The sequence below is a fragment of the Mycolicibacterium duvalii genome, from assembly GCF_010726645.1.
Classification (GTDB): domain Bacteria; phylum Actinomycetota; class Actinomycetes; order Mycobacteriales; family Mycobacteriaceae; genus Mycobacterium; species Mycobacterium duvalii.
Genome location: NZ_AP022563.1, coordinates 5632698 through 5657388, shown reverse-complemented (window position 1 = coordinate 5657388; position 24691 = coordinate 5632698). Strand labels below are relative to the sequence as shown.

Genomic DNA, 24691 nt, shown 5'->3' with positions numbered 1-24691 from the left:
GGTTGGCCTTGGCGCAGGCCGCGGTGCGTGCCGCCGGTGGGTGCCGGTGCCGTTCGCGGATCTGTTGGCCCTGCACTTCCACAAGACGCCCGAGCTGTTGTTCTCCACCGACATGTTCCATCCGTCGGCCGCGGGTATTCGCTGGCCGGCAAGCAGCTGTTGCCCGCGCTGTGTCAGGCCCTGGGTGAGTGCAAACCCGGAACCCCGCCCGAGGCCGCCCTGGTGTCGCGCTCAGACGACCGGGGGCTGCTGGGCCGGCTCGGCGGGCTCAGCCGCCTGTGGCGGCGGTCGACCGGGGTGCCCGCGCCGGTGCTGGGCAGGGCGCCGACGCTTGTATAGACGTCCGGAGGGGAGGCGGGCGCGCCGGTCAGCGTGAGCGCCAGCTAGGTTCGTGGGTAGTTCGCATCGCTGCACCCGAGGAGCCGTCATGCCTGAAGCCGTCATCGTCGCCACTGCCCGCTCGCCCATCGGCCGGGCCAACAAGGGATCGCTGGTGTCGATGCGTCCCGACGATCTCGCCGCGCAGATGGTGCAGGCGGTGCTGGAGAAGGTGCCCGCACTGGATCCGCGCGACATCGACGACCTGATCATGGGTTGCGGTCAACCCGCCGGTGAGGCCGGCTACAACATCGCCCGGGTGGTGGCGGTGCAACTGCTACGACTTCCGCCCGGCACCACGGTCAACCGGTATTGCTCGTCGTCGCTGCAGACCACGCGGATGGCCTTCCACGCGATCAAGGCCGGTGAGGGCGACGCGTTCATCTCCGCCGGCGTGGAGACCGTTTCGCGGTCGGCAACGGCACCGCCGACGGCTGGCCGGACAGCAAGAATTCGCTCTTCGCCGATGCGCAGGCGCGCACCGCCAAGGCCGCCGAGGGTGCGACGGAGTGGCACGACCCGCGCGAGGACGGGCTGCTGCCCGACGTCTACATCGCCATGGGCCAGACCGCCGAGAACGTCGCGGCCTTCACCGGGATCAGCCGCGAAGACCAGGACCATTGGGTGTGCGCTCGCAGAACCGCGCCGAGGAAGCCATCAAGAGCGGCTTCTTCGAGCGTGAGATCGCGCCGGTGACGCTGCCCGACGGCACCGTGGTGTCGACCGACGACGGCCCCGCGGCACCACTTACGAGAAGATCAGCCAGCTCGCCGGTGTTCCGTCCCAACGGCACGATCACCGCCGGCAATGCGTGCCCGCTCAACGACGGCGCCGCCGCGGTGGTGATCGCGAGCGACACCAAGGCCAAGGAGCTCGGGCTCACGCCGCTGGCTCGCATCGTGTCGACCGGGTGTCGGGGCTGTCGCCCGAGATCATGGGCCTGGGCCCGATCGAGGCGGTCAAGAAGGCCTGGCCAACGCGAAGATGAGCATCTCCGACATCGACCTGTACGAGATCAACGAGGCCTTCGCGGTGCAGGTGCTGGGTCGGCGCGCGAGCTGGGCATGGACGAGAACAAGCTGAACGTGTCCGGCGGGGCGATCGCCCTCGGGCATCCGTTCGGCATGACCGGCGCGGATCACCGCCACCCTGCTCAACAACCTGGCCACCCACGACAAGACGTTCGGCATCGAGAGACGTGCGTCGGCGGCGGGCAGGGCATGGCGATGGTGGTGGAGCGGCTCGTAGTCGTCGGCTGGCCCGGGCACCCCTGAGGCCGGCACGCGCGCGCCGAGTGTGCGTCCAGGGCGACCGGCCCGCCGAGCGTGAACTCGTGGCGGAAAAGCACGCCGCAAGCCGCCCCCACCGCACGCTCGTCGAGCCGACAGCAGCAGCAGGTACGAAAGGGCGCCCACCGCGGTGGACGCCCTTCTCGTAGCGAAGCTAGTCCTGATTGAAGTAGCTGAGCAGACGCAGGATCTCGATGTACAGCCAGACCAGGGTGACGGTCAGGCCGAGCGATGCCCCACGCGGCCTTCTCCGGCGCGCCGGCACGGACCATCTGGTCGGCGGCGTCGAAGTCGATCAGGAAGCTGAACGCCGCGATGCCGATGACCACCAGCGAGAAGATGATCGCCAGCGGGCCGCCGCTGCAGGCCGAAGCCCTCACCGCCGCCGACGCCGAACACGGCGAGCACCAGGTTCAGCAGCATCAATGCCAGCGCACCGAACATGGCGGCGACGATCATGCGGGTGAACTTCGGCGTGACACGGATGGCGCCGGTCTTGTAGACGACGAGCATGCCGAAGAAAACGCCGATGGTGCCGACGATCGCCTGGGCGATCATGCCGGGGCCGCCGGTGGAGATCAGGTTCGCGAACACGAACGAGATCGCGCCGATGAACAGACCCTCGAGCGCGGCGTAGCTGAGCACGATGGCCGGGTTGTCCTGTTTGCGTCCGAAGGTGGCCACGAGGACGAGTGCGAGCCCGCCGAGCGCGCCGACCAGCGTGAACGGCATGGCCAGGCCCAGGTTCTGGGAGACCAGGAAGTAGGAGACGACGGCGACGGCGCTCAGCACCGCGAGCGTCATCCCGGTCTTGGTGACGACGTCGTCGATGGTCAGCGGACGCGACACCGGTCTGCTGCTGATCGGGGTACTGGCTCATAGGGATCGGCGTGGACCGCTGCGGCACCGTAGCCGGCGGCGGCTCCGGTACCGAACTGCGCGTATCCGCCCTGCTGCCCCTTGGGCAATGAACGAAATACCGGGTTGCTGCTTTCGCGCACCGTCGGTTCCTTTCCTGTGTTGTGTCCTGAGACGAACACCCTCTCAACGAGCGAGGATTTCGGACGGTTCCCGAAATGCGGGTTCGACTTTCCCAGGAGGTTCACAGGAAACCTTACCCGGCGCTGCCTGCGCCGGGGAGACGATCTAGATTGCATTCCGTGGACGAAAACGAGGATGTCCTAGTAAAGGTCGACAACGGAATCGGATTGATCACGCTCAACCGACCCAAGGCGATCAACTCGCTGACCCATCCGATGGTCACGGCGATCGACGCGGCGCTGCGGCAGTGGGAACGCGACGACGCGGTGACGGCCGTCGTCATCTCCGGCGCGGGTGAGCGTGGCCTGTGCGCCGGCGGAGACGTCGTCGCGATCTACCACGACGCCAAGGCCGGCGGCGATCAGTCGCGCCGCTTCTGGCACGACGAGTATCTGCTCAACGCCGCGATCGGCCGCTACCCCAAGCCGTACGTCGCCCTGATGGACGGCATCACGATGGGCGGCGGTCGGCATCAGCGCCCACGGCAGCGTGCGAGTGGTCACCGACACCACGAAGATGGCCATGCCCGAGGTCGGGATCGGCTTCATCCCCGACGTCGGCGGCACCTACATCCTGGCACGCACCCCCGGACGGCTCGGGCTGCACGCAGCGTTGACCGGAGCTCCGTTCTCCGGCCCGGACGCCATCGCGATGGGCTTCGCCGACCATTACGTGCCCCACGACGGCCTCGGCGCATTCACCGAGAAGATCGTCCGCGACGGCGTCGACGCCGCCCTGTCGGCCTACGCCGAGGAGCCGCCGCCGAGTCCGCTGCTGGCCGAACAAGAGTGGATCGACCGCTGTTACGCCGGGGATACCGTCGCTGACATCGTCGCCGCGCTGCGCGATGACGACGCGGCCGGCGGCAACGATGACGGTGCCGCCGCCAAGGCCGCCGACCTGATCTCCACCCGCTCCCCCGTCGCGCTGTCGGTGACGCTGCGCGCGGTCCGGCAGGCGGCCGACCTGGCCACCCTCGAAGACGTGCTGGTGCAGGAGTTCCGGACGTCGTGCGCGTCGCTGCGCTCGCATGATCTGGTGGAGGGCATCCGCGCGCAGCTCGTCGACAAGGACCGCAACCCGCAGTGGTCGCCGGCCTCGCTGGATGCCGTCACCGCTGCCGACGTCGACGCGTACTTCGCGCCGGCGCAGCCCGATTTGACCTTCGAACAGGAGTGAGGAATGACCGACAGTTACGAGACGATCCTGCTCACCCGCGAGGACCGCGTGGCCACCATCACGCTGAATCGGCCCAAGGCGCTCAACGCGCTCAACAGCCAGGTGATGCACGAAGTCACCAGCGCCGCAGCTGAACTCGACGCCGACCCGGGCGTCGGGGCAATCATCATCACCGGTAACGAGAAGGCCTTCGCCGCCGGAGCAGACATCAAGGAGATGGCGAATCTCTCGTTCGCCGACGTGTTCTCGTCCGACTTCTTCGCCGCCTGGGGCCGATTCGCGGCGACCCGCACCCCGACCATCGCCGCGGTGGCCGGATACGCGCTGGGCGGAGGCTGCGAGTTGGCCATGATGTGCGACATCCTGATCGCCGCCGACAGCGCGAAGTTCGGGCAGCCGGAGATCAAGCTCGGCGTGCTGCCCGGGATGGGCGGCTCGCAGCGGCTGACCCGCGCGATCGGCAAGGCCAAGGCCATGGACCTGATCCTGACCGGCCGCAACATGGACGCCGAGGAGGCCGAACGCGCCGGGCTGTCGCGGGTGGTGCCCGCCGATGCGCTGCTCTCCGAAGCCGGCGCGGTGGCGCGCACCATCGCCGGGATGTCGCTGTCGGCGTCCCGGATGGCCAAGGAGGCCGTCAATCGGTCGTTCGAGGCGACGCTGGCCGAAGGCCTGCTCTACGAGCGGCGGCTGTTCCATTCGGCCTTCGCCACCGACGACCAGACCGAAGGCATGAACGCGTTCACCGAGAAGCGGGAAGCGAACTTCACACACCGTTAGAGTGCGTGGGTGACCGAGACCGCCGAGGCGCCGACGACCACCGAGCCCGTTGCACCGCGGCGTGCGTGGTGGATTCGCCACTACACGTTCACCGGTACCGCCGTCGGGCTGGTGTTGCTCTGGTTGTCACTCACCCGTCACTGCTGCCGCGCGGCCCGCTGTTCCAGGGCTGGTCAGCGGCGGCGCCGCGGCGGGCTACGGCATCGGGGTGTTCGCGGTGTGGTTGGTGCGCTACCTGGGGTCCAAGGACTCCAGCCCGCCCGCCCCGAAATGGGCGTGGCCGATCCTGGTCCTGGTCGGGGCCGTCGGCATGGTGTTGGCGATCTTCTGGTTTCACCGCTGGCAGGACGACGTCCGCGACCTGATGGCGGTGCCGCGGCTGGGGTTCTGGGACTACCCGCTGGCCGGGCTCATCGCGCTGGTGACGTTGTTCGTACTCGTCGAGATCGGGAAAGCGCTGCGCCTTTTGGTGCGCTTCCTGGTTCGACAGCTCAACCGCGTTGCTCCGCCACGGGTCTCGGCGGTCATCGCGGTCGGCCTGGTGGTGGCGCTGTCGGTGGCACTGCTCAACGGCGTGGTGGTGCGATTCGCGATGAGCACCATCAACAAGACCTTCGCCGCGGTCAACGACGAGACCGACCCCGACTTCGCTGCCCCGCAGACCGTCCTGCGTTCCGGCGGTCCGGAGTCACTGGTGTCCTGGGAGTCGCTGGGCCATCAGGGCCGCATCTTCATCTCCGGCGGACCCACCGTCGAGGAGCTCACCGATTTAAACGGCGCACCGGCCACCGAGCCGATCCGGGCCTACGCGGGCCTCAATTCGGCCGACGGCATCAAGGCCACCGCGGAGTTGGCGGCCCGGGAATTGCAGCGCACCGGCGGCCTGCAACGCGCCGTGGTCGCGGTGGCGACCACCACCGGGACCGGGTGGATCAACGAAGCCGAAGCCACCGCGCTGGAGTACATGTACAACGGCGACACCGCGATCGTGTCGATGCAGTACTCGTTCCTGCCCAGCTGGCTGTCGTTCTTGGTCGACAAGGAGAACGCCCGTCAAGCGGGTCAGGCACTGTTCGAGGCCGTCGACCAACTGATCCGGGAAATGCCTGAGGCACAACGCCCGACGCTGGTCGTCTTCGGCGAGAGCCTGGGGTCCTTCGGCGGGGAGGCTCCGTTCCTGGCCTTGAACAATCTGATCGCCCGCACCGACGGTGCGCTGTTCAGCGGCCCCACGTTCAACAACACGGTGTGGAACGACCTGACACTGAACCGCGACCCGGGCTCACCGCAGTGGCTGCCGATCTACGACGACGGCGCCAACGTGCGCTTCGTCGCCGAACCGAAAGACCTGCAACGTCCGCACGCGGTCTGGGACCAACCGCGGGTGGTGTACCTGCAGCACGCCTCCGACCCGATCGCCTGGTGGAATCCCGACCTGCTCTTCGCCAGACCGGACTGGCTGCGGGAAAAGCGCGGGCCCGACGTCTCACCGGACATGGAGTGGATTCCGGTGGTCACGTTCCTTCAGGTGTCCGCCGACATGGCGGTGGCGGTCAACGTCCCCGACGGCCACGGCCACGTGTATGTCCGCGACGTCGCCGACGCGTGGGCGCAGATCCTGTTGCCGCCGCGCTGGACGCAGGAGAAGACCGAACGGCTGCGCCCGCTGTTGCGCAGCGACGAGTTCCTAATACAAAACGTGTTTCAAAGCCTGGTAGCCGCCGATGACGTCGGTGGCGCGGTGCAGACCAGGTCCTGCAGCGCCGCGGCGGCCAGGCTGGAGGTGTAACCTCCGAGCACAGGATCACCCACTCGACGTCGTCCCCGACGGCCTCGGCCAGCCGCGCGGAACTGGTCGGGTCGCACCGCCACTCCAGCACATTGCGCTCGATCACCAGCGCGGCAGGCACCGAACCCTCGGCGGCCCGTTGCGCGGCCGGGCGGATGTCGACGAGCAGCGCTCCGCGCGCCAGCGCGGCCGGAACCTGCTCGGCGGGCAGCCGGGTGAGCCGGGCGCGCGCCCGCGCCAGCATGGTGTCGATCCTGCTCACTGCTCCCGCTCCGGTTGTCCGGTCAGCTCGGTTCTGTTGCGGCGCAGCCTGTCCCCGGTCACGTCGTAGTACGACATCGCGGTCAGCGGCGGTGAGTAGGCACGCTCAGCGTCGGCCCCGGCACCGCGCCGGGGTCCCGGCCCACACCACGTCGCACCCAGCCCAGCGGGAACGCGGCCTGGTCACCGGCGATCAGGGTGCGGTCCTGTAAACCTGCACCGTTCCAACGAGTTTCCCGCAGCGCGCCGCTGATCACCGTCAGCGCCCCCAGGGAGCCGCCGTGGTCGTGCAGCTCGGTCGCGCGTTCGGGCGCCCAGCTGATCAGCCAGACGTCGAGCTCGTCATCGCCGTGCAGGCGGGTGAACCACCGCTCGGTGCGCGACAGGCCGCCCTCGGGGATGAGGTGGTCGTAGTCCCCGACGAGGACGTCGTCGGCGAACCGGTCGGTGAGGTGCAGAAGGTCGGGCAGGCGCAGCCGGGGGGCGAGAAGCATGCGGGGACTCCGAAGATGAGCAGAGGGGAACGGGGGTCGGCGGTCAGGCCGAACAACACTCCAGCACCCGGGTCTGCGTCAGCACGGACGCCAGTGTTGCATAGATTGGCCCCATGCGCAGGTACCTCCTCGGCCGGGCCGGGCTCGTCGTCGTGGTCACGGTGGCGCTCGCAGGCTGTTCGTCGGGCGGCGAGCAGGAGCCGGGCCCGCCGTCCGCATCCGAGACGACGACCTCCGCGCCGGCGACCCCGTGGGGCCCGGGAGGTGGGGTGTCCCCGGTGGCGTCACCACAACGGTCGGCGCACCCGCCGAGTCCACCGAGGACGACTACTTCCAGGCCTGCCGAGCAGCCAAGACGTGGATGCAGCAGCAGGGCGGTGACCCGCGCAGCCTGATCGAGCCGTACCTGGCGACGGTACAGCGGGGCGGGCCGGTGGGCGCCGGGGATTTCGCGAAGCCCTGGCGGAGCTGACCCCGGCCAGCAGTCGGGGGTCATCGTCGCGGTCGAGGCGGCCGCCGACGACCTCTGTGGATGAGTTCGCATCACGCGGTGAACCAGGTCGCCGCACGGCGGGTACGCGGACCGGTCAGAATGGACGGATGCGGGTCGCACTGGCGCTGGGCAGCGGCGGGGCGCGCGGCTACGCCCACATCGGCGTGATCAACGAGTTGCACGAGCGCGGTCACGAAATCGTCGGCGTCGCCGGGTCTTCGATGGGCGCGCTGGTCGGCGGGCTGGAGGCGGCAGGGAAGCTCGGCGAGTTCACCGGCTGGGCGAACTCGCTGACTCAACGCGCGGTCCTGCGCCTGCTCGATCCGTCGTTGACCTCGGCCGGAGTGCTGCGCGCGGAGAAGATTCTCGATGCGGTGCGCGAGATCGTCGGCGACATCACCATCGAGGAATTGCCCGTGCCGTACACGTCGGTGGCCACCGATCTGATCACCGGCAAGGCCGTGTGGATGCAGCGGGGACCGGTCGACGACGCGATCCGGGCATCGATCGCGATTCCCGGTCTGATCACCCCGCATGTGCTCGACGGCCGCCTGCTGGCCGACGGCGGCATCCTCGATCCGATTCCGATGGCGCCGATCGCCGCGGTGGTCGCCGACGTGACGCTGGCGGTGAGCCTGTCCGGGGACGATCCCGACTCCCGCCGCGATGAGCACGACGCCCGTCCCAGCGGGGAGTGGTTGAACCGGATGTGGCGCACCAGGTCGTCGTTGCTCGACAGCAAGGCGGCCCGCTCGTTACTGGAGACCCAGACCGGGCGGGCGATGTTGGGCCGCTTCATGACCGGAGACGACGAACCCGTGCAGGACGAGGACGTCGCGGTGCCGGCAGTACCGAAGCTGGGCAGTTTCGAGGTGATGAACCGGGTCATCGACATCGCGCAGTCGGCGCTGGCCCGGCACACGCTGGCCGCCTATCCGCCCGACCTGCTGATCGAGGTGCCGCGCACCGTGTGCCGCAGCTTGGACTTCCACCGCTCTGCCGAGGTCATCGAGATCGGCCAGGAACTGGCCGCGACCGGTCTGGACACGCTGGAAGCCCGCAACTCACGCTCCTAGGAATTCGGCGACGCGCGCGCTTCCCGCCGGCCGGCCGGCCTGCGCGGACGGGGCGCGGCAGGCGGGGTCCAACGGGTTGGGGCCGAATGCCTGCAGCGACTCGGCATCGGCGTAGATCGCCAGCGTCGCCCCCGGGAACGCGTTGATCTCGTCGACGGTGCCGGTCCCCCACGGTGACGGGGTCTGGGAGCTGGACGGGACCAGCGCGACCGCCGTGGCGCAGTCGTCTGCCGCACTCATGTTGACCGTGCTGCCCACTCCCCCGTCCATGAACCGGCGCGACCCGATGCGCACCGGCGGCCACACCCCGGGCACAGCGCAGCTGGCGGCGACGGCGTCGACCAGACCGACTCCCGAGTCGTTGTCGAAGATCACGAGTTCCCCTGTGTCCAGGTCGATCCCGGTCATGCGCAGGACTCGTCGTGGCCAGTCGTGGGACGGCAGCCGGTGCGCGATGACGTCACGGCGCGTCGGCTCGGAGACTGTGTCGGCAGCGGCCGCGACCGCGCCGATCTTGCGGAGCTTCTTTGGTCGCGCCCGGGTCTGCATCGCGTCGAGGAAAACTCGGTGATCGTCTCGATCGCGACGCCGGGTGGATTTCCGCGCACCGGCCTCGTCGGACAGTTGCCGCGCGAACAGCTCCTCCAACGCCGTCCCGCTGCTCAGTTGCGCCGCCACCGTCGAGCCGGCGGACGTGCCGACCAACACCTCGGAATCCAGCAGCCGGCCGCGGGCCTCGTCGCAGATGCCCAGCAGCACACCGGTTTCCCAGGCGATGCCGGCCAGGCCGCCGCCGGCCAGTACCAACGCCCGCATGCCGTCGGTCATCGGCGCCCCTTCGCGGGTGCGGCTTTGCCGCTGATCAGCGGCAGATCGAGATAGGTGGCGATCCCGGGTGGCGCCGCGCACACCGCCGGGACCGAGTTCACGCAGTGCGCCGCCGTACCGACGACGCCGTACTCCGGTCCCTCACCGCCGATATCGGACTGGAAGCCTTTGATGGACACCGTGAAGTCGGGGTTGCCGCACACTTCGATCTCGTAGCGCTGCCCGGCGGGCCCGAACGACCACGCCGGGTCGAGGTTGTCCTCGCCCATCAGCCAGTTGACCGTCACCCGCACCACGGGCTCGTCGTCGACGAGCGCCTCCCAGTGAAACTTGCGCCCGGCGACCTGGCCGGGTTCGATCTGCCCGATCGGCGAGTCGATCGGCGCGGTGGCCACCGCCACCTCCTGGGTCGCACGCACCTTGGGGTCCGCGGCGAAACCGAGCTGGTCGACACACATCCGCACCGCCTGGATGAAGCCGGCGTCGAGCATCTTCTGCATCGGTCCGGTCAATGCCTTGTCCGGGGTCTCCCCGAAGCCCATCACGTGGCGCAGCACATCGGGCGCCTCGTAGGTGCGCAGGTCGGAATACTCCTCGGCGCGCACGAACGTCACGCCCGTCGACATCGCCGAGAGCATCAGCGGGAACTTCGCTGATCCCGCCGGGCGCGATGCCGGTGCCGTGCAACGTCGCGTTGCCCGCCAGCGCGGCTTCGCGCAGCGGTGCGCCGCTCCGTTCGCTGGGATACAGCCAGCCGACCGGGGTGACGACGTTCTTGCCGGCGCGCAACAGGGCCGCGACCTGGTCCTGGTCACCCATCAGCGGCGTGTAGATGACGGCGTCGGCGTCCAGCGCCAGGATCTCGTCGACGTCGTTGGTGGCAGTGACGCCGAGAGGGTCGGTGCCGGCGATGTCGCCGACGTCGCGGCCGGCCTTGTCCGGCGAGTGCACCCAGCACCCGACCAACTCGAGCTCGGGATGCTCGAGCACTCCCCTGATCGCAGCCACACCGACCCCGCCGGTGGCCCACTGCACGACCCGCAGCGCCATATCGTCTCCTCACTGTCGCCTTCAAGGTCTATACCAGCAGCCGGTCCGCATGGATCCGAACGGGCGCGCTAGGTTTCTGCACAGACCGCACAGCAGCGAAGGGATGGCAGCATGGAGCGAGTTTTCGTCGTCGGCGTCGGGATGACCAAGTTCGAGAAGCCGGGGCGCCGGGAAGGCTGGGACTACCCGGACATGGCCCGGGAGTCGGGGACCAACGCACTGACCGACGCCGGGGTGGACTAAACCGACATCGAGCAGGGTTTCGTCGGCTACTGTTCGGGCGACTCGACGTCGGGCCAGCGCGCGCTCTACGAGTTGGGCATGACGGGCATCCCGATCGTCAACGTCAACAACAACTGCTCGACCGGGTCGACGGCGCTCTACCTCGGCGCGCAGGCTATCCGCGGTGGGCTGGCCGACTGCGTGCTGGCGTTGGGTTTCGAGAAGATGCAGCCCGGTTCGCTGGGCGGCGGCGCCGATGACCGTGAATCCCCGATGAAGCGACACATCCTGGCGCTCAACGAGATTGACGAGATGCAGTTCCCGGTGGCGCCGTGGATGTTCGGCGCGGCCGGCCGCGAGCACATGAAGAAGTACGGCACCACCGCCGAACATTTCGCCAAGATCGGTCACAAGAACCACAAGCACTCGGTGAACAACCCGTATGCGCAGTTCCAGGACGAGTACAGCCTCGACGACATCCTGGCGGCGAAGATGATCTCCGATCCGCTGACCAAGCTGCAGTGTTCGCCGACGTCGGACGGTTCGGCGGCCGTGGTGCTGGCCAGCGAGGACTTCGTCGCCAAGCGCGGGCTCGCCGGGCAGGCCGTCGAGATCGTCGGTCAGGCGATGACCACCGACTTCGCGTCGACATTCGACGGCAGCGCGGCCAACATCATCGGCTACGACATGAATGTCAAAGCCGCACAGCAGGTTTATCAGCAGTCCGGGCTCGGACCGGAGGACTTCCAGGTCATCGAGCTGCATGACTGCTTCTCGGCCAACGAGCTGCTGCTCTACGAGGCGCTGGGGCTGTGCGGGCCGGGCGAGGCGCCGCGGCTGATCGACGACAGCGCGACGACCTACGGCGGACGCTGGGTGGTCAACCCGTCCGGCGGGCTCATCTCGAAGGGACACCCGCTGGGAGCGACGGGTCTGGCGCAGTGCAGTGAGCTGACGTGGCAGCTGCGCGGAACCGCCGACAAGAGGCAGGTCGACCGCGTCACCGCCGCGCTGCAACACAACATCGGGCTGGGCGGGGCCGCCGTGGTCACCGCTTACCAGCGCGCCGAGAGGTAATCTGTGCACTGAGTCGGGTGCGCAGTCAGGAGGCCCGGCCATGCACACGGTAGTGGCGGCGGCGTCTTTGCTGGGTGTGCTGTGCGCATCGGGAGGGCTGGACGCCGCCGAACCGTCGAACCCGATCCAGGTCATCGAGCAGCTGGAATCGCAGGGCTACACCGTGCATGTCGACCGGATCGGTAGTGCTCCCCTCGAGGAATGCACCGTCATCGGGATCCGCAACCCGCAAGCGGTGGTCCAGCCGAACGTGGTGATCGAGCGTGACCGTGACGGCGACCTCGTCATCGGTTTCGAGGAGGTCCTGCTCCGTCTGCCGATCTCCGTGTCCCTGGACTGCACCGTCTAGCTTCGACACGAGGAAGGCCCGGCCGGAGGAAGCCCGGCCGGGCCTTTTGTCGCCCGGGTGCTATTTCGCCGCAGGGACTCTGGCCTGCCCCGGCTCGTCGGCGCGCGGGCCGTGGTCGTCGAGCATGGTGAGTTCGTCGAACGGATCGTCTCCCGCCAGCACGGCACTCACCTTGCTCTTGTCGATCGTGCGGGTCCACGAGCCCACCAGCAGAGTGGCGACCGCATTGCCGGAGAAGTTGGTCAGCGCCCTGGCCTCCGACATGAACCGGTCGATGCCCACGATGAGCCCGACGCCGTCGAGCAGGTCGGGGCGGTGGGCCTGCAGACCGCCGGCGAGCGTGGCCAGTCCTGCACCGGTGACGCCGGCCGCTCCCTTGGAGGCGACGATCATGAACACCAGCAGGCCGATCTGTTCGCCGAGGGTCAGCGGATCACCCAGCGCACCGGCGATGAACAGCGAGGCCATCGTCAGGTAGATCGCGGTGCCGTCCAGATTGAACGAGTAGCCCGTGGGTACGACCACGCCCACGGTGGACCGGTCGACGCCGAGGTGCTCCATCTTGGCGATGAGGCGGGGCAGCGCCGACTCCGACGACGAGGTCGACACGATGAGCAGGTATTCGCGTGCCAGGTAGCGCACCAACTTGAAGATCGACACCCCGGACACCGTCCGCAGCAATGTGCCCAGCACGCCGAACACGAAGAACACGCAGGTCAGGTAGAACCCGAGCATCAGGGCCATCAACTGGCCGACCGCCGCCCATCCGGTCTGGCCGACCACGTTGGCGATCGCGCCGAACGCACCGATGGGTGCGAGCCACAGGATCATGACGAGCACCTTGAACACCAGCTTCTGCAGATGTTCGACGCCGCGCAGGATGGGCTCCCCCGCCGACCCGAGGCCCTGCAGCGCGAAACCGACGAGCAGCGCGATGAACAGCGCCTGCAAGACACTTCCTTCGGTCAGCGCCGAGAACATCGACGTGGGGATGATGCCCTGGACGAAGTCCAGCAGACCACCGGCCTCGTGCGCTTTGTCCGCGAGTTCGGCGCCCTGCCCGCGGCGCTGTCGCTGAGCCGCAAGCCGCTGCCCGGGTGCAGGAGGTTGCCCACCACCAAGCCGATGGCCAGCGCGAACGTGGACATCGCCAGGAAGTAGACGAAGGCCAAACCGCCCACCTTGCCGACGGTGGCGGCCTTGCGCACCGACCCGATACCGAGCACGATCGTGCAGAAGATCACCGGCGCGATCATCATCTTGATCAGCGCGACGAACATCGTGCCGAGGACTCCGACACTGGTGCCGACGGCGGGCGCGAGTATGCCGACGCCGACGCCGGCGACCACCGCCACGAGCACGGCGATGTAGAGCCAATGGGTGCGGTCGCGCTTGCGTCGGCGCGCCGGGCGGGACGGGTCGGTCGATCGTGGTCGTCATCGGGAATGTCCTCCGGAATCAAGCGGGCAACAGGTCTGAAAAGATGCTGTGTGAGAGCGTGAGCCAGGTCACGTTTTAGTTCATTTCGTTCACCTGAAGGGTCGTGCCGGATGCGACGCAGATCGCCGTGGCCGCGGTCGCTGGCTGGTCAGGCGATCGCGCTGCAGATCCTGGTGATCGCGGTGATCGTGTTGGCCGGCAGCGCGCTGGCCGTCTACGACGCCCGCCGCGACGGTGACGCGGCCGCGGAGGCGCAGGTGCTCGGCATCGCGACAACGTTGGCCGACTCGCCGTCGACTGCCGAAGCGATCGAGTCGGGGCGCGCCACCGAGATCCTGCAACCGGTCACCGAGTTGGTGCGCAACCAAACGGATATCGCCTTCATCACGATCATGGCGCCCGACCGCACCCGGTACACCCACACAGACCCGGCCCAGATCGGTGGTGACTACCTGGGCAGCATCGAACCCGCGCTGCAGGGGCGGACGTTCACCGAGGTTTACACCGGCACTCTGGGGCCGTCTGTTCGCGCCGTCGCACCGGTCTACGACTCCGAGCGCCGCGTCATCGGGTTGGTCGCCGCGGGCATTCTGCAGCAGAGCTTGGCGCAGCGCTGGCGATCCCAGCTACCGGTGATCGCCGCGATAGGCGTTGGCGCTCTGGCGATCTCCATGCTCGGCGTGGGGTATCCGTCGTCGCCTGTTGCGCCAGACCCGGGGTCTGCGCCCGGAGGAACTGCGCGTCATGTACGACCATCACGACGCGATCCTGCATTCGGTGTCGGAGGGGCTGATCGTGCTCGACGGTTCCGGGGTCGCGGTGGTCAACGACGAGGCGCGCCGATTGTTGTCGCTCCCGGCAGGTGAGGTCTCACCGGATGAGCTCCCCGAGTTCTTGCGCAGTCCCAACCCCGGCGCCCGGGACGAAGTCCACGTCACCGACGACCGTGTGCTGGTGGTGAACCGATCACGGGTGCGGTCGGGACCGGATACCTCTGAGGTGGTCACGATCCGCGACCGCACCGAATTGCAGGGCGCGCTCGGTGAACTCACGTCGCTGAAAGTGCTGACGGACTCGCTGCGCGCCCAGGCCCACGAGGCGGCCAACAAGTTGCACACCATCGTCACGATGGTCGAGATGGGGCGTTCCGAGGAGGCCGTCGGGTTCGCCACCGCAGAGCTCGAGTTGTCGCAGCAACTCGTGGATCGACTGTCGCACGCGGTCGGCGAGCCCGCCCTGGTGGCTCTTCTGCTGGGCAAGTCGGCCCAGGCCAGCGAACGCGGGATCGAGTTGACCGTGACGGAGGAGTCCGAGCTGCCCGCCGATACCGACGAGTTGTTCTTGACGGCACAGGAACTGGTCACCGTCGCCGGAAATCTGATCGACAATGCGATGGAAGCGTGCGACCCGGAAGACCCGTGGGTGGAGGTCACGGGCACCAGAATGCGCAAAGGTTGCTGATCCGCGTCGCCGACAGCGGAGAAGGCATGGACGAAAGCATGTTTCAGAACGCGATGAAGCGCGGGTACTCGACCAAGCCCGAAGCCGGTGAGGGGCGTCACGGATTCGGTCTGGCACTGGTGGCGCAAGTGGTCCGACGCCATCACGGGCATCTGAGCGCCGACATGACCTACGGCTCAGTCGTGACGGTCACGGTGCCGCGTCCGTGATCAAGGTCCTGATCGTCGAGGACGAAGAGCTGATCGCCGACGCCCACCGGACTTACCTTCAGCGGTTGCAGGGCTTTTCGATCGCCGCGGCAGGCACACCGCGAGGGATGCGATGCGTTCTGCATCGGAGGCCGCCGCGTCGGAGACACCGATAGATCTCGTCCTGCTCGATATCGGCCTGCCCGATGCGAACGGGATCGCGCTGGCCTCGGCGTTGTCGGGGTTGCGGCCGGCGCCGGACATCATCGTGATCACCTCCGAGCGGGATCTGGAGATGGTGCGCGCCGCGGTCGGCCACGGCGCGCTGGCTTACCTGCTCAAACCGTTCACCTTCTCCGCCTTCCGCGACCGCCTCGAGCGTTATCAGCGTTACCGCGACGCGCTCCCCGCAGGTTTGGACGCCGCCAGCCAGGCTGAAATCGACCGCGCCCTTGCCCAATTACGCGGGCTGACCGCGCCGCGGCTCCGAAGGGGTCAGCACCGGGCACCAACGACGAAATCGCCCGCGTCGTGCGTGATTCCACCGACGGCGTCTCCGCCGACGAGGTCGCCAAACGCATCGGCGTCTCACGGGTGACGGCGTGGCGCTATCTCGAGCGGCTCGCCGAGGACGGGGTCGTCCGCCGTCACACCGACTACGGCAAGACCGGCCGTCCGAAAACGCGGTACCAGTGGCGCTGATACAGCGACGGTCCCCTGGGGCGAGCGGGAAGGTCGGCCGCTATGCGGTGACGGGCTGCAGGCTCGGCACGCTCAGCGCGATCGCGTCGGTCGTCAAGAACTGCAGATACAGGTCCTCGAGCGTGGACTCGACGGAGAACCCGTTCACCGCACCGGAGTAGTCGGCGATGAACAGCTGCGACCCGTCCACCCGGTGGGCCACACACGAAGGCCGCGCATCGACCTTCAGGGTGTCGAGGATGTCGAGGCTCAGCGCGCACACCACCGTCACACGGTCGTAGTCGACGACGTAGGCGCGGGCCTCGTCGGGGCTCAACGAGAGTTGCGTGGGCGCGCCGCCGAGCGCCACGAAGTCGCTGACCCGGTGGGTGGCCAGGTCGACGACATAGACGGCGCCGCCGACGGCGCGGTCGGAGGTGAGCACGAATACCGCGTCGCCGCCATAGGCGATGTCCCGGATCGGCGCGCCGACCGGGATCACCCGGCTCACCCGCGTTGTCTCGGCGTCGACGACCACCAGCTGGCTACCCTGCTCATCGGTGACGGCGACGTAGATCTGCTTGGCGCTCGGGTCGACGCGGACGGCGTCGATGTTGGCCGCCGGGCCCGAGCCGATGTCGATGGTTCCGACGCGTTCCGCGGTGGTGTCGATGACCGACAGTTCGACCCGCTGCCCAGCGGAGCGGCCGGCGTACACCCGCTTGCCGTCCGGACTGACCGCGAGCGCGGTGACCCCGGAGGCCAGTGGATAGGTCGCGACCACGGCCCGGCTCTCCACATCGATCACCGAGACGGCGTCATGGCCCTGCGACGCGACGCTGACGTAGACGCGCTCGTCGGCTGCGACGACCGCTACCGGCTCGCCGTCGACGGCGATGGTTGCGGTCGGCGCGAGGGTGGCCGCGTCGAAGAGCGACACCGTGTCGTCGGCGAAGTTCGCCACCACCACCGTGCTGCCTGACGCGGCGATCTCGCCGACCGGGCCGTGCCCGACTGCAAACCGCCGCTCAAAGGTGGCGCCGGTCTCGCAGCTCGACTGCTCGAGACCGGCGGCCTCACGTTCGACATCGTGCCGGGTATGCCCTCGGGGCACCGCAATGTTTGCCATGTGCTGTGAAACCTCCGCCGGCATGAACTGCATCCGGCCTAGATCGACTGTCCTGGCCCCCGGAGTTGGGGAGCGACCTGAAACCACTGTAACCATCGGATTTCAAGGTCACGAACACCCGGTTTCCCGCAATGGACAAGCGCCACAACACTTCTCAGGCACCACTTAATAATTTTTTGGCCTGCTGCGGGCGCTTTCCTGTCAGCAACGTAAATTTAACCCGCTGAACTGGGCCATCGCCGTGCTTGGCAACGCACTCATCGAGGCACCGTTGAAACCTTTTGATAACAAACTCTTAGGTTTGCCCGGAAAAAGTGAGCGCTAGATCACAGGGCCGCACGGCAAGATATTCGGGCTCTGCGGCTGCTTTGCCACAGCTGCTCAGGCCGGCTCGGCACCTCGGAGGGAGGCCACGTCGGCGACCGGAATCAGCCCCTCGGGATCGCACAATTGCAGCACCCGGCGCACCGACGGGCTTCCGACCACACACCAAGCGACGCCCTCCCGGCCGAGGTGGGCGCTGAGGGCATACAGCGCCGACGCGCCGTCGAAGGCCATGAAGTGCACCTCGGTGAGGTCGAGGACCAGGCTGGCGCACACACCGGCCGCCTCGCGGACCGTGTGTGCGAACCGTTTCGCGTTGGCCGCATCGACCTCACCGGTGACGGCGACGGTCACTTCGTCGTGAGCCACGTCCCCGCGCGCAGGTGTCGACAGCCAGTACTGTCGACGCTATCGAAAAGCGCCGGCAGTCGGCTGACCTGCTGCGGATGGACGTGACGGTCATCGCGTGGCTGCGCTGCCCGTCAGAGAATTACTGTTCGGCTTTCTGACGTTCCTCATTGGCCTTCGCTGACGCTCGTGCGCTTTCGGCTTCGGCTTCCTTCTTCGCGGCTTCGCGCTGCGCGTCGGCCTTGTCCTGCTGCGCCTCGCCTTCGCGCTGCAGATCGTCGCGGCCGGTGACGACGCCGATCACCTCTTTGGCCTTACCCTTGGCGCCTTCGACGACGCCCTTGACGGCTTCTTCTGGACCCGAGTTGTTGTCACCCACGGAAGTGCTCCTTTTGCAGTTTCCTACCCGGCGACGTGTGAGGCCGTGTCCGGGACCAGCATGGCTGTTTGGCGAACGATCTGTTCCCGGCGGGTCGGAATCGCAAACATTCCGTTATCTGCGCCGTGGCGCGAGCAGTTTCAGGACGAGAAGTTGGTCAGCGCCACGTCGAGCGCGGAGAACATCTCGATGTAGTCGGCGATGCCGGTGATCTTCAGCGGGCGGCTTGTGGCGGGACCGTCGGCGACCACGGCGAACCTGGTCTGGGGGTCGAGCTTGTTGCGGCTGGCCATCAGCACCTGCATCCCGGCGGAGCCCAGGAAGTCGACCTCGGTCATGTCGACGATCAGGCCTGACGGCTTGCGCTGCGCGGCGGCGGTGATGACGTCCTGCAACTGCGGCGCGGTCAGCATGTCGACAGCACCCATGGCTGCGACGACGATCACGCCGTCGACCTCGCGTTCTGTGAATTGCTGCACGTCGGGAGCCTCGTCTCGTGCTCGGCGCCGCTTGCGCGGTCGCGGTGGTGCGGGAGGCTACGGTCTGAACCCGAATATCGCGGCGGACGACGGTCACGCCAGGCCGTCCGAGCCGCTTCCTGAGCCTACCTGATCGTGATCTCGGAATCCCGGCGGTGGCGCCGCGCCGACGCGATCGCGGGTTCAGCGCCGCAGCAGGGTGCACCCGATACCATCCGCGCAGACCACAAGCCCTCGGGAGGCAGCATGCGCGCTCGTCACGCGGTTTCGTCGATCATCGTCGCGGCTACCGCTTCGGTCCCGGTCCTGCTCGGCATGCACACCGCCCACGCGACCGACCCCGATACCGAGTTCGTGGCCTTGCTGAGCACACTGGGCGTGAACTTCGCCTCCGAAGAGCAGGCTGTCGAGATGGGCAACAACATCTGCGGCATCGTCGCCGAGGGCGCGGCCAACGGCGTCGACCCGGCCCGGGTGCAGCTGGACCTGGTGCAGTCGTTGCAGGGCGACGGCCTCGACGCGGCTCAGGCCGCAGCCCTGATGCAGGGTGCGGTCAGGGCCTACTGCCCGGGCTATCAAGCCGTCGTCGGCGGCTGAGCGCTCGGACCGACTCGGCGGCGAATCTCCACGGAATCTCCACGCAGCCTTCAAGCGTTGCAGCGAGCGCCTGGCGACGATGGTGTCATTCGAAAATCACCGTGGTCGCGCAGTGACCCACCCCCTCGCAGGAGTTCCACCATGAAGAAGATCATCGCCGCAAGCGTGTTGCCGGTCGGCGCTCTGCTGGCCTACGCCACCCCGTCGGGGGCCGCCCCGGGGGCAGTCGACTCGGCCTCGACGACCATCAATCAACTTCGCGCGCAAGGCTTCGACGTGCGTATCAGCCGCGTCGGCACCGCACCGTTGGAGCAGTGCTCGGTGAGCGGGGTGCGCAACCACCCGGTCCCCCGGCAGCCGTTCGTGATCAATGACGACGATGACATCAACGTGTTCCGGGTCGCGCCGACACCGAAGGTCACCGTGACGCTCGACTGCACCACCTGAGGTCATCAATCCGCGCCGCGCCGCGATTTCCCGCGCGCGCCTCCCGCAAAAGTCTCGACCTCCACTTTAGATTTGGAGGCCGTGACCACACTGCTCGAGCCGTCGCTGGCAGAACTCGACTTCGAGCCTGAGATCCTGTGCAGCTGCCGAAACTTCTGCGGGCCTCTCGCCCACCCCGCCCAGTGGTGGGTGCGGTTGTCCTGCGGCTGCCCGTACCCGATGTGCCAACGAGCGTTGCGAATCGCCAACGTACGGTTGAAGATCCGCCCGCTGACGTGCCGCCAGTGCGAGACCGACCAGATCCGGATCCGATCCGTCGCCCGAATCTGACCGCGCGCTACCCGACGACGGCCGCGAAGTACGCGGCGGCAGCGACCGCAAGGCCCAGATAGCCCAACGGAAATGCGATGTTGTGCCAGACCGCGGTGCGTACGTGCACCGCGACAGCGCCGACGAAGAACAACACCAGACCCACAGCAGCTGCCAGGCCCAGCCAGGGCGAGACGGTCAGACCGGCGATGAGCCCGACGGCGCCGGCCATCTTCAGCGCCCCCAGATACGGGATCATCGTCGACGCGACTCCGACTTCCGACGAATTGGCCACCACGAACTGCGCCCTGCGCCAATCCGCCACTGCCACGGCGGCGTTGGCCGCCGCGCATGCCACCGTCGCCGTCGCCAGGACAGACATCACCGCATCGGGCACGTCACCAGCTCCCATTCCCATCGCGATCGTCGGTATGCTCATCTCGCCGCCTTCCAGCCCGTCGAACTGCTCTCACCTGTTCTGACGTCCGGCCCGCGGGAAAGGTGACACCGTGATCTCCACAGCCGAATTCGAACAAGCGCGGCCGACGCTGCTCTCGGTCGCCTACCGGATCGTCGGGGCGGCGCAGGACGCTGAAGACGCGGTACAGACGGCATGGCTGCGCACGCAGGCTGCGCACACTGCGGCCATCGACAACCCGTCGGCGTGGCTGACAACGGTGGTCAGCCGGGTCTGCCTGGACCAGCTCCGGGAGCGGAGGCGCCGAGATGCCCTTGGCCGCCAACTCACCGACGGCATCGACACAGCGATCGCCGCCGCCGACGAGGCGATGCTGCGCCGTGAGGACGTGTCGAGGGCGCTGCTGATGCTGATGCGTGAGCTGACCCCGCCGCAGCGGGTGGCCTACGTGCTGCACGACCTCTTCTCGCTACCGTTCGACACGGTGGCCGCGGTACTGGACATCACACCGGCCGCCGCGAAGAAACACGCGAGCCGGGCGCGCGCCCGGCTCTCCCCGCCTGCGCCGGGCGGCCCGCAGCATCGCGACGACCGTCAGCACCGCGAGATCGTCGACGCCTTCCTGCACGCCGCCCGGGGCGGCGACATCGCCCGCATGACGACGCTGTTGGCGCCGGATTGCGTGCGCCGCGCCGACCCGGCACTCTTGCCGCGCGGCGCCGCCACCACCGTCCGCGGCGCCGCGGCGGTCGCCGAGGAGACCCGATCCTTCGTCGACCGGATCCGCGTCAGCGCCCCGATGCGTGTCGACGGACACCCTGTCGATGTCATCGCACCCGGCGGACACCCGTGGGCCCTCATCGACATCGCCACCACCGGTGGCGTCATCACGGAGATCAACCTGCGGCCGGTGCGTCCGGCCGACCGGTTCTACGCACTGTGAACGAGATCGGGACGAACGGCCCGTAGCGATGGTGCGCCGCCGCCCGTCCCCGGTCACCAGCGGTAATCGAGGAACTTCCCGTCCAGGGTGACCACCACCCGGTCACCGTCGGGATGCTCCCGGCGCGCGATGTCGACGTTGAAGTTGATCGCGCTCATGATGCCGTCGCCGAACTCCTCGTGGATGAGCTCCTTGATCGCCGGGCCGTACACCGACAGCGCCTCGTGGAACCGGTAGATCGTGGGGTCGGACATCAGTGCCGGGTCGATGCCCCGGGCCGGTTGCCGTTGCAGGCTCTCTGCCACCGACTCGTCGAGGTCGAGCAGCGCGCAGACCTGTTCGGCCTGTGTCGCCGGCATCGGATGCTGCCCGAGCAGCGCGGCCACACACCACACCAGCGGCGCGTCGAGTTCGCTCGCGATCTCGGCCCACGTCAGCTTCTTGCGGATCCGGGCCGCGACGATCAGCTCGGCGGCCTCGGACTTCGCCATGATCGGTGTCATGCGCTGACCTCCTCGCGGCGCGGGGCCACCACCGGGGCGTCGAGGACCGTCAGCCGGTCCGGCCCGGTCCGCGCGTGGGTGGCGAAGAGCGTCAGACCGACGAAGGTCAGGCCGCCGACGAGGTTGCCGAGCACGGTCGGGATCTCGTTCCACACCATGTAGTCGACGAGGTTGAAGTCACCGCCGAGCATCAGGCCGGAGGGGAACAGGAACATGTTGACGATCGAATGCTCGAAGCCCATGTAGAAGAACAGCATGATCGGCATCCACATCGCGATGACCTTGCCCGAGACGCTGGTCGACATCATCGCCGCGACGACGCCGGTGGAGACCATCCAGTTGCACAGCACCGCGCGGATGAACAGGGTGAGCATGCCGGCACCGCCGTGTTCGGCGTAACCGACGGTGCGGCTGTGGCCGATCTCGCCGAGACGCACGCCGACCTCGTTGGGGTCCACGCTGAACCCGTAGGTGAAGACGATGGCCATCATCACCGCGACGGTCAGCGCGCCGCCGAGGTTGCCGAGGAACACCCAGCCCCAGTTGCGCAGCATCGAGCGCACCGTGACGCCCCGGCGCTTGTCCAGCAATGCCAGCGGCACCAGCGTGAACACGCCGGTGAGCAGGTCGAAACCCAGCAGGTAGAGCAGGCAGAACCCGACCGGGAACAGCACCGCGCCGACCAGGGCGTTGCCCGTCTGGACGGTGATGGTCACCGCGAACGCGGCGGCCAGCGCCAGAATCGCGCCGGCCATGTACGCGCGGATCAGGGTGTCGCGGGTCGACATGGTGGCTTTCGCCGCGCCGGCGTCGATCATCTTCTGAACGAAGTCCGACGGAGTCACATATGACATGACAGAACCTTCCGAGAATCGGCTACCAGCAGCAGGTTTCCTGGCCGATATTTCCGATCCGCGACACCGCTACTGCGCTTGTGTTGCCGCTTCCTCACGCGGCGACCGGCCCGGTTGTGCGTTCGCCGGGTTTCGGCTGCAGCCACACGGACAACCCTGTGCGCGCACACCCGTCCGACGATGGAGAGTCCGCCCATGGAGCAGAGCAGGATCCCCCCGACGCCCGAAGACGCCACCAAGGCCACCGCCGAGCAGCAGGAACTCCAACGCAAGCTCGAGCATGCCGACGACGACCCCGATGCGCCGGCGCGCAGCCAGACGCGCCATCAGATCCCCGACGAGACCTGAGCGATCACCGTCGGCAATCACCGGTCCAGCCCGGCACGCGCGGCGTAGGCTGTAGCCGCTGGCAAACGTCTGGGAGGGGGCCGGCATGCGTGGCACGCGCGTTTGGGGTGCGGTGGCGGCGGCGGGGGCGCTGGCCCTCGTCGCGGCGGTTCCCGCGGCGGCCGACGACGTCGACGACGTCTTCCTCGACGCCATCGACACCGAGGGGATCCCCTACACCAGCGCCACAGATGCGATCGATCTGGCGACCGCGATCTGCGCCTATGTCTCCGCCGGCCAGGCACCGGACCAGGTGGCAGTCGAGATCGTCGGACCGGCGGGCTGGACGGCAGAGCAGAGTGGTCTGTTCGTCGACGCGGCGACGCGGTCGTACTGCCCCTCGTAGGGATGTTCGTGCCCGATTACCCGCAGAGCGCCACCGATCGCGGCCGCGTGGAGCCGTGCCCGCGCCGGGTCCGCGGTTTCCGCGCCGGCGAGCTGGTCTTCGACACCACCGCGGCCCGGTACGTGTGGGAGATCCCGTACTACCCGCAGTACTACGTGCCGCTGACCGACGTGCGCCCGGACTGCCTGATCGACGAAGACCATCCGCAGCGGGTGCAGTTCGGACCGTCCCGGATGTTCGCCCTGCGGGCGGGCGGGCGGACCGCTGGCTCGGCGGCGCGGGTGTTCGACGACGGGGAGGGACCGGTGGCCGGACTGGTCCGTTTCGAGTGGGACGCGCTGGATTGGTTCGAGGAGGACGAGCCGATCTTCCAGCATCCGCGCAATCCGTACGCGCGGGTCGACGCGCTGCGGTCGCACCGCCACGTCGTCGTCGAGGTCGACGGGCTCACGCTGGCCGACACCCGCGCACCGGTGCTGCTGTTCGAAACCGGCCTGCCCACAAGGTATTACGTAGATCGTACCGATGTGGCGTTCGTTCATCTGGAACCCTCGGACACCCAGACGGTGTGTCCGTACAAGGGGACGACGTCGCGCTACTGGTCGGTGCGTACGGCTGAGGCGCTCCATGCCGACCTGGCCTGGAGCTACGAGACGCCGCTGCCGGCGGTGGCGGCCATCGCCGGGCTGGTGGCGTTCTACAACGAGAAGGTCGACATCACCGTCGACGGGGCACGGCTACCGCGCCCGCAGACCCATTTCAGCTGATCAGTTCCAGCCGTTGTGGTTACGGGTACTCGATGGTCGTCATGTCGGGTTCGCGGAAGGATGAGTGATGGTCGGGCTGGGTGTCGTGTTGCTGGTGCTGGCGGTGGTGGCGGTCGTGATCGGGCTGGTGCTGTTCGGCAACGGCGCCGGGGCGGTGCCCGACCGGCCGATGGGCGACACGACGGCGACCCGGCGCGGTCTGTCGCGCATCGTGTGGTCGGATCTTTTCGCGACGATGAAGACGTCGATCAAGGGTGCCGTCAGCTCGGAAGCCGGCCAGGCGCAACGCAAAGCGTCGTTGGGCGCCTTCATCGTGCTGGCCGGGCTGATCCTCGTGGTGCTGGCGATTCTGTCGTTTCTGGCCGCCCTGGTCTAGGGCCCCGGC

Annotated in this window: 21 protein-coding genes and 12 pseudogenes; 20 read left to right on the top strand and 13 right to left on the bottom strand. The window is 68.1% G+C overall.

Annotated features, from left to right (window positions below):
* Window positions 1-427 precede the first annotated feature (427 nt).
* From G6N31_RS27620 to G6N31_RS27610, 3 genes and pseudogenes are all read left to right on the top strand, one after another.
* Window positions 428-1060, top strand: coding sequence for a thiolase family protein (locus G6N31_RS27620; protein WP_342355826.1), 633 nt, complete (start codon window positions 428-430; stop codon window positions 1058-1060).
* Window positions 1005-1172: pseudogene (locus tag G6N31_RS27615) on the top strand (thiolase family protein); the annotation flags it as partial. The gene G6N31_RS27620 and the pseudogene G6N31_RS27615, both read left to right, overlap by 56 nt.
* Window positions 1173-1362: 190 nt before the next feature.
* Window positions 1363-1652, top strand: a pseudogene (locus tag G6N31_RS27610) (hypothetical protein).
* A 169-nt stretch (window positions 1653-1821) separates the two neighbouring features.
* Here G6N31_RS27610 and G6N31_RS26925 read toward each other — a convergent pair.
* Window positions 1822-2668 (bottom strand): annotated as a pseudogene (locus G6N31_RS26925) (Bax inhibitor-1/YccA family protein).
* Between the two features lie 159 nt (window positions 2669-2827).
* Between G6N31_RS26925 and G6N31_RS26920 the strand changes: the two are divergent.
* The 3 genes and pseudogenes from G6N31_RS26920 to G6N31_RS26910 form a co-directional block, all read left to right on the top strand.
* Window positions 2828-3887, top strand: a pseudogene (locus G6N31_RS26920) (enoyl-CoA hydratase/isomerase family protein).
* Between the two features lie 3 nt (window positions 3888-3890).
* Window positions 3891-4667, top strand: coding sequence for an enoyl-CoA hydratase (locus tag G6N31_RS26915; RefSeq protein WP_163722411.1), 777 nt, complete (start codon window positions 3891-3893; stop codon window positions 4665-4667).
* 9 nt (window positions 4668-4676) lie between these two features.
* Window positions 4677-6348, top strand: a pseudogene (locus G6N31_RS26910) (alpha/beta hydrolase); the annotation flags it as partial.
* A gap of 6 nt (window positions 6349-6354) precedes the next feature.
* Here the strand turns inward: G6N31_RS26910 and G6N31_RS27605 are convergent.
* Window positions 6355-6700: pseudogene (locus tag G6N31_RS27605) on the bottom strand (rhodanese-like domain-containing protein).
* 14 nt (window positions 6701-6714) lie between these two features.
* A pseudogene (locus G6N31_RS26900) lies at window positions 6715-7211 on the bottom strand (cupin domain-containing protein).
* A gap of 250 nt (window positions 7212-7461) precedes the next feature.
* On the opposite strand from G6N31_RS26900, the gene lpqV reads away from it, so the two are divergent.
* Window positions 7462-7683 (top strand): lipoprotein LpqV, encoded by a 222-nt coding sequence (gene lpqV / locus G6N31_RS27745; RefSeq protein WP_342355825.1) that lies wholly within the window; start codon window positions 7462-7464, stop codon window positions 7681-7683.
* 128 nt (window positions 7684-7811) lie between these two features.
* Window positions 7812-8780 (top strand): patatin-like phospholipase family protein, encoded by a 969-nt coding sequence (locus tag G6N31_RS26890; protein ID WP_098002812.1) that lies wholly within the window; start codon window positions 7812-7814, stop codon window positions 8778-8780.
* Here G6N31_RS26890 and G6N31_RS26885 read toward each other — a convergent pair.
* Both G6N31_RS26885 and G6N31_RS26880 read right to left on the bottom strand, forming a co-directional pair.
* On the bottom strand, window positions 8769-9608 hold the full coding sequence (locus tag G6N31_RS26885; RefSeq protein ID WP_163722409.1) for a patatin-like phospholipase family protein: 840 nt from the start codon (window positions 9606-9608) through the stop codon (window positions 8769-8771). The genes G6N31_RS26890 and G6N31_RS26885 overlap by 12 nt on opposite strands.
* Window positions 9605-10658, bottom strand: a pseudogene (locus G6N31_RS26880) (NAD(P)H-dependent amine dehydrogenase family protein). The gene G6N31_RS26885 and the pseudogene G6N31_RS26880 overlap by 4 nt, the downstream one beginning before the upstream one ends.
* A 111-nt stretch (window positions 10659-10769) precedes the next feature.
* Here G6N31_RS26880 and G6N31_RS26875 point away from each other — a divergent pair.
* A pseudogene (locus G6N31_RS26875) lies at window positions 10770-11957 on the top strand (lipid-transfer protein).
* Between the two features lie 40 nt (window positions 11958-11997).
* Window positions 11998-12306, top strand: coding sequence for a hypothetical protein (locus tag G6N31_RS26870; RefSeq protein WP_098002809.1), 309 nt, complete (start codon window positions 11998-12000; stop codon window positions 12304-12306).
* 60 nt (window positions 12307-12366) lie between these two features.
* Here the strand turns inward: G6N31_RS26870 and G6N31_RS26865 are convergent.
* A pseudogene (locus tag G6N31_RS26865) lies at window positions 12367-13673 on the bottom strand (cation:dicarboxylate symporter family transporter).
* 183 nt (window positions 13674-13856) lie between these two features.
* Here G6N31_RS26865 and G6N31_RS26860 point away from each other — a divergent pair.
* Window positions 13857-15416, top strand: a pseudogene (locus G6N31_RS26860) (sensor histidine kinase).
* Window positions 15413-16097, top strand: a pseudogene (locus G6N31_RS26855) (response regulator). The pseudogenes G6N31_RS26860 and G6N31_RS26855 overlap by 4 nt, the downstream one beginning before the upstream one ends.
* 40 nt (window positions 16098-16137) lie before the next feature.
* On the opposite strand, the gene G6N31_RS26850 reads toward G6N31_RS26855, so the two are convergent.
* The 4 genes from G6N31_RS26850 to G6N31_RS26835 all read right to left on the bottom strand — a co-directional run bounded on the left by G6N31_RS26850 (window position 16138) and on the right by G6N31_RS26835 (window position 18735).
* On the bottom strand, window positions 16138-17205 hold the full coding sequence (locus G6N31_RS26850) for an MmpL3/TtfA transport complex stabilizer (protein WP_234815248.1): 1068 nt from the start codon (window positions 17203-17205) through the stop codon (window positions 16138-16140).
* A gap of 381 nt (window positions 17206-17586) precedes the next feature.
* Window positions 17587-17898, bottom strand: a complete 312-nt coding sequence (locus G6N31_RS26845; protein WP_244962249.1) for an STAS domain-containing protein — start codon at window positions 17896-17898, stop codon at window positions 17587-17589.
* 121 nt (window positions 17899-18019) lie between these two features.
* Window positions 18020-18256, bottom strand: a complete 237-nt coding sequence (gene mbp1, locus G6N31_RS26840) for a microaggregate-binding protein 1 (protein ID WP_098002803.1) — start codon at window positions 18254-18256, stop codon at window positions 18020-18022.
* Window positions 18257-18396: 140 nt separating this feature from the next.
* Window positions 18397-18735 (bottom strand): STAS domain-containing protein, encoded by a 339-nt coding sequence (locus G6N31_RS26835; RefSeq protein ID WP_098002802.1) that lies wholly within the window; start codon window positions 18733-18735, stop codon window positions 18397-18399.
* Between the two features lie 246 nt (window positions 18736-18981).
* Here G6N31_RS26835 and G6N31_RS26830 point away from each other — a divergent pair, with 246 nt between their 5' ends.
* The 3 genes from G6N31_RS26830 to G6N31_RS26820 all read left to right on the top strand — a co-directional run bounded on the left by G6N31_RS26830 (window position 18982) and on the right by G6N31_RS26820 (window position 20109).
* Complete coding sequence (locus tag G6N31_RS26830; RefSeq protein WP_133117670.1) at window positions 18982-19332, top strand: DUF732 domain-containing protein; 351 nt, start codon at window positions 18982-18984, stop codon at window positions 19330-19332.
* A gap of 141 nt (window positions 19333-19473) precedes the next feature.
* Complete coding sequence (locus tag G6N31_RS26825; protein WP_098002800.1) at window positions 19474-19779, top strand: hypothetical protein; 306 nt, start codon at window positions 19474-19476, stop codon at window positions 19777-19779.
* An 81-nt stretch (window positions 19780-19860) separates the two neighbouring features.
* Entirely contained in the window at window positions 19861-20109 is a 249-nt protein-coding gene (locus tag G6N31_RS26820; RefSeq protein ID WP_234815246.1) for a hypothetical protein, read from the top strand.
* Between the two features lie 7 nt (window positions 20110-20116).
* Here the strand turns inward: G6N31_RS26820 and G6N31_RS26815 are convergent, their stop codons facing one another.
* Window positions 20117-20470, bottom strand: coding sequence for a DoxX family protein (locus tag G6N31_RS26815; protein ID WP_098002849.1), 354 nt, complete (start codon window positions 20468-20470; stop codon window positions 20117-20119).
* 127 nt (window positions 20471-20597) lie between these two features.
* Between G6N31_RS26815 and G6N31_RS26810 the strand changes: the two genes are divergently transcribed.
* Window positions 20598-21449, top strand: coding sequence for a sigma-70 family RNA polymerase sigma factor (locus tag G6N31_RS26810; RefSeq protein WP_098002798.1), 852 nt, complete (start codon window positions 20598-20600; stop codon window positions 21447-21449).
* A gap of 53 nt (window positions 21450-21502) precedes the next feature.
* Here G6N31_RS26810 and cynS read toward each other — a convergent pair whose 3' ends face one another.
* Both cynS and G6N31_RS26800 read right to left on the bottom strand, forming a co-directional pair.
* Window positions 21503-21952, bottom strand: a complete 450-nt coding sequence (gene cynS, locus G6N31_RS26805; protein ID WP_098002797.1) for a cyanase — start codon at window positions 21950-21952, stop codon at window positions 21503-21505.
* Window positions 21949-22806, bottom strand: a complete 858-nt coding sequence (locus tag G6N31_RS26800) for a formate/nitrite transporter family protein (protein WP_098002796.1) — start codon at window positions 22804-22806, stop codon at window positions 21949-21951. The genes cynS and G6N31_RS26800 overlap by 4 nt, the downstream gene beginning before the upstream one ends.
* A 195-nt stretch (window positions 22807-23001) precedes the next feature.
* On the opposite strand from G6N31_RS26800, the gene G6N31_RS27115 reads away from it, so the two are divergent.
* The 4 genes from G6N31_RS27115 (at window position 23002) to G6N31_RS26785 (ending at window position 24682) form a co-directional block, all read left to right on the top strand.
* Complete coding sequence (locus G6N31_RS27115) at window positions 23002-23154, top strand: hypothetical protein (RefSeq protein ID WP_165776235.1); 153 nt, start codon at window positions 23002-23004, stop codon at window positions 23152-23154.
* Window positions 23155-23239: 85 nt separating this feature from the next.
* Entirely contained in the window at window positions 23240-23539 is a 300-nt protein-coding gene (locus G6N31_RS26795) for a DUF732 domain-containing protein (RefSeq protein ID WP_098002795.1), read from the top strand.
* Between the two features lie 8 nt (window positions 23540-23547).
* Window positions 23548-24306 (top strand): DUF427 domain-containing protein, encoded by a 759-nt coding sequence (locus tag G6N31_RS26790; protein ID WP_234815245.1) that lies wholly within the window; start codon window positions 23548-23550, stop codon window positions 24304-24306.
* A 67-nt stretch (window positions 24307-24373) separates the two neighbouring features.
* On the top strand, window positions 24374-24682 hold the full coding sequence (locus G6N31_RS26785) for a hypothetical protein (RefSeq protein ID WP_098002793.1): 309 nt from the start codon (window positions 24374-24376) through the stop codon (window positions 24680-24682).
* The last annotated feature ends 9 nt before the right edge of the window (window positions 24683-24691 follow it).